The sequence below is a fragment of the Pseudomonas sp. HMWF021 genome (assembly GCF_003061005.1).
GTDB lineage: Bacteria > Pseudomonadota > Gammaproteobacteria > Pseudomonadales > Pseudomonadaceae > Aquipseudomonas.
This window is the reverse complement of record NZ_QAIK01000107.1, coordinates 88,057-98,042: the sequence shown is the minus strand read 5'-3', so window position 1 is coordinate 98,042 and position 9,986 is coordinate 88,057. Positions and strand designations below refer to the sequence as shown.

6 protein-coding genes are annotated in these 9,986 nt (G+C 61.7%); 1 reads left to right on the top strand and 5 read right to left on the bottom strand.

All coding sequences use genetic code 11. From position 1 onward, the window contains the following. The 3 genes from DBR18_RS29220 to DBR18_RS14635 form a co-directional block, all read right to left on the bottom strand. On the bottom strand, nucleotides 1–523 hold a 523-nt coding region (locus DBR18_RS29220), incomplete at its 3' end, for a DUF3999 family protein (protein ID WP_256588706.1). Next, nucleotides 520–4,107, bottom strand: a complete 3,588-nt coding sequence (locus DBR18_RS14640) for a DUF2339 domain-containing protein (protein WP_108590839.1) — start codon at nucleotides 4,105–4,107, stop codon at nucleotides 520–522. The genes DBR18_RS29220 and DBR18_RS14640, both read right to left, overlap by 4 nt. A 168-nt stretch (nucleotides 4,108–4,275) precedes the next feature. Beyond that, nucleotides 4,276–6,726, bottom strand: a complete 2,451-nt coding sequence (locus tag DBR18_RS14635; RefSeq protein ID WP_108590838.1) for a glycogen/starch/alpha-glucan phosphorylase — start codon at nucleotides 6,724–6,726, stop codon at nucleotides 4,276–4,278. Between the two features lie 259 nt (nucleotides 6,727–6,985). On the opposite strand from DBR18_RS14635, the gene DBR18_RS14630 reads away from it, so the two are divergent. Then, entirely contained in the window at nucleotides 6,986–7,423 is a 438-nt protein-coding gene (locus DBR18_RS14630) for a YkgJ family cysteine cluster protein (RefSeq protein ID WP_007961740.1), read from the top strand. Nucleotides 7,424–7,640: 217 nt separating this feature from the next. Here the strand turns inward: DBR18_RS14630 and typA are convergent, their stop codons facing one another. Both typA and thiI read right to left on the bottom strand, forming a co-directional pair. Then, the gene (gene typA / locus DBR18_RS14625; RefSeq protein ID WP_007961739.1) at nucleotides 7,641–9,461 is read right to left on the bottom strand and encodes a translational GTPase TypA; all 1,821 of its coding nucleotides are present in this window, start codon (nucleotides 9,459–9,461) and stop codon (nucleotides 7,641–7,643) included. A gap of 139 nt (nucleotides 9,462–9,600) precedes the next feature. Further along, a partial coding sequence (gene thiI / locus DBR18_RS29215; RefSeq protein WP_371921099.1) for a thiazole biosynthesis protein occupies nucleotides 9,601–9,986 on the bottom strand: 386 nt, incomplete at its 5' end.

The following is a 9,986-nucleotide window of genomic DNA, read 5'->3' as shown; positions in this document are numbered from 1 at the left end:
AGTCATCACTGGCCTCGATGCTGAAACGCTGGAAGCCGTCGCGTTCGCTGGTCCAGTCGAGGATCAGTTGCTGCAGCGGCGCCTTGATCGCACTGGCGTCGAGCAGCCAGCCACGCAGCACTTCTTCGCCAGCCTCCAGTTGCGTCGACGGCTGCACTTCCACCAGCGTGCCGGTGGTGGTCGATTGCACACGCACGTTCGGCGCGCGCTCGCTGGCGTCGGCGGCGTTGTACAGCGGGAACCACTTCACTTCATGCAACTGGCCGTCGTCGCGAGTCTGCGCCGATTCCCGGGCCAAGGCGTAGGCTTGCGGCTCGCCAGCAGCGTTGAATACGCGCAGGTCGCTGAGATCGGTCTGGCGCGCCTGCAATTGCGCGCTCAGCGGCAGGTCGAGGCGATACCAGGGGCCATTGCCGCTCACCGTCAGCGGCACCTGCGTGGCGAAGTCCGCCGGTTTTTCCTGGGCGCTGGCAACCATCACCACGCCCAACGCCAACCACCCCAGATTCAGCATGCGACTCAAGATGAAACTCCTTCGGTGTCCGGGACGGGTTTGTCCGCCGCGGGTTCGGCTTCGACACGTTTGGGTGGCAGCGGTGCAAAGTAGCCCACTACCAGCAGCAACACGCCCACGCCGATAAACGAGACGATCCGCGCGAGGCCGCCACGGTTGCTCAATTCGACAAAAATCAGTTTGGCCACCACCAGCGCAATCAGCGCCGCGCCGATCAGCCACACTTCGCGCCGGTGACGCAGATGGCCGCCGATCATCAGACCCAGCGCCATCAGGGTCCAGACGATGGACAACCCGGCCTGCACCAGCATCGATTCGAGCAGCAGATCCAGCTCGAACGGAATGCCCGCCCAATGGTGCGCAGCACGGGTCACCAGCGCGGTGCAGAAAGCGAACAGCGAAACCCCGGCGACCAGTTGCGTGGCGTACTCGGCGTAATCCTTGCGCAGGGCGAACTGCGTCACCGCATGACGCGACCACACGTACACCCCGAACAAGGCGAACAGCAGGCCCAGTTCCAGCGGGTTGATCAGCGGCACGTACGGCAGCGGTTTGGCATTGCCGTCGCTGAAGCCGTTGGCCAGCCAGAACCACGCCAGCATCAGCACTGCCAGGGGCGCAGCGGCATACAAACGATATTCGCGGGGGAACGCTGCCACCGGCCATGGCCAGTTGCGCGGAGCCGCGGCCAGCAACAGATACAGGCTCGGCAGGATTGCCCAGCCCAGCCAGCGCCAGGCGTTGTATTGCTCGGACAACAGCAGCAGGCCGTAGCGCAACTCCAGCGCCAGCACGCCGATCAACAGCCAGCAACCCAGCACGTGCGCCGTGCTCAAGGCGCGTGCCGGCAGCATCGGTGCCAGACGCCGCAGGCTGAAGAAGTGCACGACGAACACCAGTGGCCACACCAGCCAGCCAACATTCGACGCCGGGTGATAACGCGCCTGCCACGCCGCCAGCAGCACCAGCCCTGCCGCCGGAATCAGCAACGTGCAGAGCAGGCCCAGCGCCGGCCATTTCAGACGCAGCGACAGCAATGTCCACAGCGCCACACTCAGCGCAGCGACCAGCAGCAACAGCGTCGCCTGCAGATTCAGTGGCGCGAAACGCAGCACCTCACTGACCCACGCCAACGCCCACCAACCGGCGCCCCACACCAGCAGCACTTCGGACAAACGTTGCAAACTCAGCGCATCGAAGGCCGAAGCATGATTGCCCAGTTGCAGGCGCCAGGCACCGACCAACGCGGCCAGCCCCAACACCAACGGCGTCCAGAAGCCGCCATGGGCCAACGGTCGCAGACCTTCGCTGGACAACGGCCCGAGCAACTCGGGGCCGGCGAACAGAAACGCCGCGCCGCCGATCAACTGCAACAACAGCCCGAAGACAAAACTCACGCGCTGCTTGAGGTACAGGCTCAACCAGATGATCAGCAATCCGCTGGCCGCCCACACCGCACTCGCGGTCTGCCACGGCAGTACGAACAGCACCGCCAGATTGATCAGCACCAACCCCGCCAGCAACACCACCGACAAGCCGCGCAGCAGCCGCACATCGCCGCGCACCATCTCGTCGCGCGCCGCCAGCAACATGCCGGCGATCAACGCCAGGCCAATCAGCGATGCGCTGAGCAAACCGCTCCACCCGGCGCTGAACACTGCCGCCGAATTCTCGCCCGTACCTTGCAAACGCAATAGGAACAGCGCGCCGCCGAGCAACTGCACAGCGAATGCGGTGAACAGGAACGTGCGCGATTGCAGTCGCAGGCCGACAAACAGGGTCACCAGTCCGGCCAAGGCCCAACTGATCGCTGTCGCCTGAACAAAGAAAAACAGCGGCGCCAGCAAGTACAGGAAGGCCAGGCCCAGTGCCGCCAGCACCGGCAAGCCCTGACGCTCCCACGGCGAAGCCTGTTCCGGCGTGGCTTTGCGCAATTGATAGAAACTGAACAGCAACGCAATACCGAGCATCAATGCGCCCAACGGTGCGCCGTCGAGCAGGCTGCTTTCGCCGACCCGCAACTGACTGAGGAACGCCAGCGCCGAACCCAGTTGCAGCAACAGGGCAAATGCCCGGGCGAACGGTCGCTGTTGACGTAAGCCGAGCCAGAAAATCCCCGCGCCCTCCACGGCCCACGCCGCCGAAGTCCAGCGCGCATCGAGGCCCAGCGGGATCGCCAGGCTGGCGAAAATCACCCCCAGCGCCAGACAGGTTTCACCCAGCAACAAGGCGCGGCCGCCCATCAACACTCGCGCCAGGCCCATGTAGATCACGCCCAGTGCCAGCGCGCTGAACGCGGCGGCGAACTCCAGATGCTGCACCAGCGCAAACTGCAGACCGAAGCCGACGATGGGCGGGCCGAACAGCATCGTCCCATCAACGTAATCGCCCTTGCGCGCCGACCAGTGCAGCAGCGCCTCGCGGTCACCGTCCGCTGGCGCATCGGGCATGTCGAGCAACTTGCGCCGGGCAAACAACAGGCCAATGCCCAGGTACATCAGGAAGAACAGAATCAGAAACGGCTCGGTGCTCCACAGCAATTCAGGCGCGTAGGAACGCAAGCCCCAGGCGAAACCGATGCCGAACGTGCCGACGAAACCGATCAGATTCAGCAGACGCCAGGCCTTGAACCAGGCGATGGCGAGAATGCCGGCGTTGAGCAAGGCGAAATAGCTGAACAGCGCGACGTGATTGCCGGCGCCGGTCGAGGTCAGGATTGGCGCGGCGAAGCCGCCGAGCGCAGCGGCGGCCGCCAGTCCAAGAGCATCCTGAGTGATGGCGAGAATCGCCGAGAACACCGTGACCGCCACCAGCAGACCCAGCGCGGCGGACGGGTCGAGCAACGGGTGCAAGCGCATCGCCGCAAACACCGTCAGGTACAGCACCGCGATCCCGGTGCCCTGCAGGATCAGCGCATAACTGCTGTTGCGTTTGCGCAGCCACCAGCCCAGCGCGAGCAGGGCCAAGGCCGCTGCCGCAACACCGGCGTAACGCAATTCGATCGGCACCACCATGCCTTCGGTGGCATAGCGCAACAAAAAGGCCAGACCGAAGAACAACAGCACCACGCCGACCCGCAGCACGGTGTTGCCACCGAACAGCCAGTTGCGCGCAGCGCTGATGCCGCGCTCGATCAGGTTGGGGCCACGGGGTTCGGCAGGTTGTGCAGGTGCAGCTGGCTCGTCGGTGACGGCATCCAGATGCCAGACATCGGCCGGCAGCGGCTGACTGGTTTCACTGGCGACGGCAGAAATCGGTTCGAGTTCGGGCGGCAGCTCCCAGACCAGATCCGGTGTGACGGCGGGTGCCGGTTCGGCGACGATGACGGGTTCGACGACCGGTTTCGCGCCTGCCGCTGGCAACGCGTGAGAGGGGGAGCCTTCCAGCAGATACAGGCGCTGAGCGACGCCTTGCAAAGCCGCTTTTGTCTGTTCAAGTTGGCGCTGTTGCTCTGCAGCCTGCGAGCCAAGCCGGGCGATGCGCAGCGTCTGCCCGATCACAAGCCCGAGCAGTGCACCGAGCAACGCGGCGCTGAACGACTCGTCGAGCAGCCAGCCGAGCAGCAGCCCGATCAACATGAACATCCATTGCATGGTCGATATCCCTAAGCGCAAAGGCCAATCCGGGAAGATTAGCGCAGCCTGATCCAAAAAGATCGCAGCCTTCGGCAGCTCCTACACAGGTGTTCACATAACCCTGTAGGAGCTGCCGAAGGCTGCGATCTTTTCCGGCGCGCCGATTATATCGAGCCGAGCGAAAAGTTACTCCAGTGCCTTCCAGATATCCGTGGCGTATTCGCGAATCGTCCGGTCGGACGAGAACCAGCCCATCCGCGCCGTATTGAGCACTGCCGAGCGCCACCAGTTATTGGAATCGTGCCAGTGCGCGTCGACGCGTTTTTGCGCTTCCCAGTAGGAGTCGAAGTCGGCGCAGACCAGGAAACGGTCGTAGTCCACCAGCGAATCGATCAGCCCGGTGTAGCGCGACGTGTCATCCGGCGAGAACACGCCGCTGCGGATCGCCTGCAGCACATCGCTCAAGCGATGGGACGCGGCGATGTCCGGTGCGGCGCTGAACTCGTGGTTCTGTTTGCGCGCCTCGACCTGTTGCGCGCTGAGGCCGAAGATGAACATGTGCTCGGCGCCAATACGCTCGCACATCTCCACGTTGGCGCCGTCGAGGGTGCCGATGGTCAGCGCACCGTTGAGGCCGAACTTCATGTTGCTGGTGCCCGACGCTTCGAACCCGGCAGTGGAAATCTGCTCGGACAGGTCCGCCGCCGGAATGATGCTTTCGGCCAGGCTGACGTTGTAGTTGGGCAAAAACACTACTTTCAGCAGACCGCGCACGGTCGGGTCGTTGTTCACCACCCGGGCGATGTCGTTGGTCAGTTTGATGATCAGCTTGGCCTGGTGATAACTGGCTGCCGCTTTACCGGCGAAGATTTTTACCCGCGGCACCCAGTCCACTTCCGGCTCGGCACGAATCGCCTGATACAGCGCCACGGTGTGCATCAGGTTGAGCAACTGGCGCTTGTATTCGTGGATCCGTTTGACCTGCACGTCGAACATCGCCGCCGGATTGACCGCGATCCCCAACCGCTCGTGAATCAGATAGGCCAGGGCCTTTTTGCTGTGCAGTCGCTGCTCGGCGAAGGCCTTGCGGAACGCGGGTTTCTCGGCGAACGGTTCGAGATCGAGCAGGCGCTCTTCCGGGTTATCCAGCACGTCCGGGCCGAGGGAATCGACCAGCATCGAGGTCAATTCGGAGTTGGCCTGGAACAGCCAGCGGCGGAAGGTGATGCCGTTGGTTTTGTTGTTGATCCGCTCCGGGTAGAGCTTGTGCAGTTCGGCGAACACGGTCTTGCGCATCAGTTGCGTATGCAGCCCGGACACGCCGTTGACGCTGTGCGAACCGAGGAACGCGAGGTTGCCCATGCGCACCCGGCGTCCGTTGTCCTCTTCGATCAGCGACACCGCGCGCAGCACGTCGAAATCATGAATGCCCTTGGCGCGCAGCGAGTCGATGTGCTGCGCGTTGATCAGATAGATGATCTGCATGTGCCGCGGCAGCATGCGCTCCATCAGGCCGACCGGCCAGGTTTCCAGCGCCTCGGGCAACAGCGTGTGGTTGGTGTACGACAAGGTATCGACGGTGACTTGCCACGCCGCATCCCAGGCCACGTCGTAGACATCGACCAGTTGGCGCATCAGCTCGGCAACGGCAATCGAAGGGTGGGTATCGTTGAGCTGGATCGCCGCGTGATCGCCCAGGGTCAGCACCGAGGTGTGCATGTTGCGATGGCGGCGCAGCAAATCCTGCAACGAAGCTGCGACGAAGAAATACTCCTGACGCAAGCGCAGTTCCTGCCCGGCTTCGGTGCTGTCCGCCGGGTACAGAACCCGGGAGATGCTTTCGGCGCGGGCCACTTCGGCGACGGCGCCCAGGTGGTCACCGGCGTTGAAACGTTCCAGATGCAGATCTTCCATGGCGCGCGCACGCCACAGGCGCAAGGTGTTGACGCTCGCCCCGCGCCAGCCGACTACTGGCGTGTCGTAGGCAATCGCCCGCACGGTTTCCGCTGGCGACCAGACCTGCTTGGACTTGCCACTGGCATCAGTAACGGTTTCGACGCTGCCGCCGAAGCCGATGGTGTACACCACTTCCGGACGCTCGAACTCCCACGGGTTGCCGAAATCCAGCCAGTGCTCGGTCTGTTCCTGCTGCCAGCCATCGACGATGGCCTGGCGGAACAGACCGTGTTCATAGCGAATGCCGTAGCCGTGCCCGGCGATGCCGAGGGTCGACATGCTTTCCATGAAGCACGCCGCCAGACGGCCGAGGCCACCGTTGCCGAGCGCCGCATCCGGTTCCAGCAGACGAATGCGTTCCAGATCGACGCCCAGTTCGGTCAGCGCCTCACGGGCGACATCGAGCAGGCCGAGGTTGCTCAGGCTGTCGTAGAGCAAGCGGCCGATGAGAAATTCCAGCGAGAGGTAATACACCCGCTTCTGACCTTTGCGGTAGATCTGCCGGGTGTGGTCCATCCAGTGTTCGACCATGTGGTCGCGCGCCGCCAGGGCAATGGCTTCGAACCAGTCATGGTCGAAGGCGTGATCCGGGTCTTTACCCACCGCATAGGTGAGCTTGGTCAGGACGGCGTCGCGAAATGCGGCCACCTCTGCTTCGCGAACAAGTGGTTCTTGAGTCATCGATAGGACCTCGAGCGAGCGGGGAATTGTCTGAGCCTAGACGGTCTGACCGACGGTCGGGGCTCTGGTTCGGCAGTTTTTCCTGAGAGTGCGAGATCGTCCGGCAATACCTTGGCGCATGGGCTAATGAATGCAGGGGCCGTGCCGGACTGAATGGTAGTTGCGCGGCATTTGCAAAAATCTGGCGAAAGGTTGTTCAAAAATCCACCAGTCCCGGTATGATCGCGCGCCCTGATGCACACACGCCTGGTAACTCCCGATGATGAAGCCCAACCTGATTGCCGCCGCCGAGATCGACCGTCTCGATACGTGGGCCAAATATTCGGCCCCGATGTGCGGCTCTTGTGTCTCCAGCTGCTGCACCCTGCCGGTCGAGGTCAAGATCAAGGACCTGGTACGTATCGGCGTGGTCGACGAGTTCGAGCTGGGCGATCCGCCGAAAAACATCGCCAAGCGTCTGCAGAAGGAAGGGCTGGTCGAGCGCTTCAACCAGAAGTCGGGGATCTTCACCCTGCAGCGCATGAGCAACAACGATTGCTACTACCTGGATCGTAAGAGCCGCCTGTGCACCATTTATGACAAGCGCCCGGACACCTGCCGCAACCACCCGAAGATCGGCCCGCGGCCGGGGTATTGCGCGTACAAGCCCAAAGAAGTGGAGCGGGTGCAGAATTCGCGGTCGATCGAGAAGTTCTGACCTTTCCTGAAAGGTTCGGCGCCTGTCAGGCCGCCTTCGCTGGCAAGCCAGCTCCCACATTGATTGATGTCGTACACAAGATTCATGTGCGACGCAAAACCCTGTGGGAGCTGGCTTGCCAGCGATGAGGCCAGCACAAACAACGCGTAACCCCCGGACAAACAAAAACGCCCCCGGTCTCGCGACCGGGGGCGTTTTTTTCAGCCTGGGCTAAATCTTATGCCTTGGCTTTCTTGGCAGCGCGGGTACGCTCGCTTTCGTCCAGGATCTTCTTGCGAAGACGGATGGACTTAGGAGTCACTTCGCACAGCTCGTCTTCCTGGATGTATTCCAGAGCCTGTTCCAGAGTGAAGCGAACAGGTGGTACCAGAGCGATGGTTTCGTCTTTACCCGAAGCACGCATGTTGTCGAGCTTCTTGCCTTTGGTAGGGTTCACACCCAGGTCGTTGTCGCGGCTGTTCTGACCAACGATCTGACCGTTGTAGATCTCCTGGCCGTGTTCTACGAACAGCTTGCCACGAGCCTGCAGGGTTTCCAGCGAGTAGGTCAGCGCCTTGCCGGTTTCAACCGAAACCAGAACGCCGTTCTGACGGCCGGACATGTGGCCCGACTTCACTGGAGCGTAACGGTCGAAGATCGAGGTCAGGATGCCAGCACCGTTGGTCAGGGTCAGGAACTGGTTACGGAAACCGATCAGACCGCGAGCAGGGATGTTGTATTCCAGACGAACACGGCCCTTGCCATCCGGCACCATGTTGCTCAGGTCGCCTTTACGCAGACCCATCTCTTCCATGACCTTGCCCTGGGATTCTTCAGGGATGTCGATGGTGACGTTTTCGAACGGTTCCTGCTTCACGCCGTCAACTTCACGGATGATCACTTCAGGACGGCCCAGGGCCAGCTCGAAGCCTTCGCGACGCATGGTTTCGATCAGTACCGAGAGGTGCAGCTCACCACGGCCGGATACCTTGAACTTGTCAGCCGAGTCGCCTTCTTCAACGCGCAGTGCAACGTTGTACAGCAGCTCTTTGTCCAGACGATCCTTGATGTTACGGGAGGTCACGAACTTGCCTTCTTTACCGCAGAATGGCGAGTCGTTTACCTGGAAGGTCATGGAAACGGTTGGCTCGTCAACGGTCAGCGGCTTCATCGCCTCGACGGTGTTGATGTCGCACAGGGTGTCGGAGATGAACAGCTCGTCGAAGCCGCTGATGCAGACGATGTCGCCCGCTGCCGCTTCTTCAACGTCAATGCGGTGCAGACCGTGGTGACCCATCAGCTTCAGGATACGACCGTTGCGGCGCTTGCCGTCGGCGCTGATCGCGACAACCGGGGTGTTCGGCTTGACGCGACCACGGGCGATACGGCCAACACCGATAACACCCAGGAAGCTGTTGTAGTCCAGAGCGGAGATCTGCATCTGGAACGGACCGTCACGGTCAACGGCCGGAGGCGGAACGTGGTCGACCACTGCCTGGTACAGCGCAGTCATGTCTTCGCCCATGGCGGTGTGATCCAGACCGGCGATGCCGTTCAGGGCCGAAGCGTAAACAACCTGGAAGTCCAGTTGTTCTTCGGTAGCACCGAGGTTGTCGAACAGGTCGAAGATCTGGTCCAGAACCCAGTCCGGACGCGCGCCTGGACGGTCAACCTTGTTGATCACCACGATTGGACGCAGGCCGGCTTCGAACGCCTTCTTGGTCACGAAACGGGTTTGCGGCATAGGGCCGTCTTGAGCGTCAACCAGCAGCAGAACGGAGTCAACCATCGACATTACGCGTTCTACTTCGCCGCCGAAGTCGGCGTGGCCCGGGGTGTCCACGATGTTGATGTGGTAGCCGTTCCAGTTGATGGCGGTGTTTTTCGCCAGAATGGTAATACCGCGCTCTTTTTCCTGGTCGTTGGAGTCCATCACGCGCTCGTCGTTGAGCTCGTTGCGCTCCAGGGTGCCGGATTGACGCAGGAGTTTGTCTACCAGGGTGGTCTTACCATGGTCAACGTGGGCAATGATGGCGATGTTACGTAGATTTTCGATCACTTGTGTATCTCGATCAGAGGATTCGGTTTGCTGACAAGTCTTGGCAGCGATTAACAGTAGTGTCCGGCATGGCCGTTACAGCTTGACGGCGGTGTCGGGGGGCCGGTGACGCAGGCCACAGGCAAACAGCCCCGGGCACTTAGCTCGGTCGATAAACGCGCACATTGGCATGCCCCTCACTGAGCAAATGGTGAGCATGCAGGCGACTCATCACGCCTTTGTCGCAATACAGCAGGTACTGGCGAGTCGGATCCAGCTCCTTGAAACGAGCGTTCACTGCGTAGAACGGCATCGTCTGTACTTCTATGCCGGCGAGCTCCAGCGGGTCATCCTCGGCCGCATCCGGGTGACGGATGTCGATGACGATCTGACCGGCCAGCGCTTCGCCGACTTCTTCGATCTGCAAGTCCTGGCCCAATTCGTCGATCACCCGATCGATCGGCACCAGTTTGGCGTTTTCGAGCGCACGCTCGAGGACCGCCATGTCGAATTCTTTCTCTTCGTGTTCAACGCGGTAGCGTTTGG

Coding starts and splice junctions, on each gene's coding strand:
- DBR18_RS14640 (WP_108590839.1), bottom strand. CDS start 4,107: ATGCAATGGATGTTCATGTTGATCGGGCTGCTGCTCGGCTGGCTGCTC.
- DBR18_RS14635 (WP_108590838.1), bottom strand. CDS start 6,726: ATGACTCAAGAACCACTTGTTCGCGAAGCAGAGGTGGCCGCATTTCGC.
- DBR18_RS14630 (WP_007961740.1), top strand. CDS start 6,986: ATGATGAAGCCCAACCTGATTGCCGCCGCCGAGATCGACCGTCTCGAT.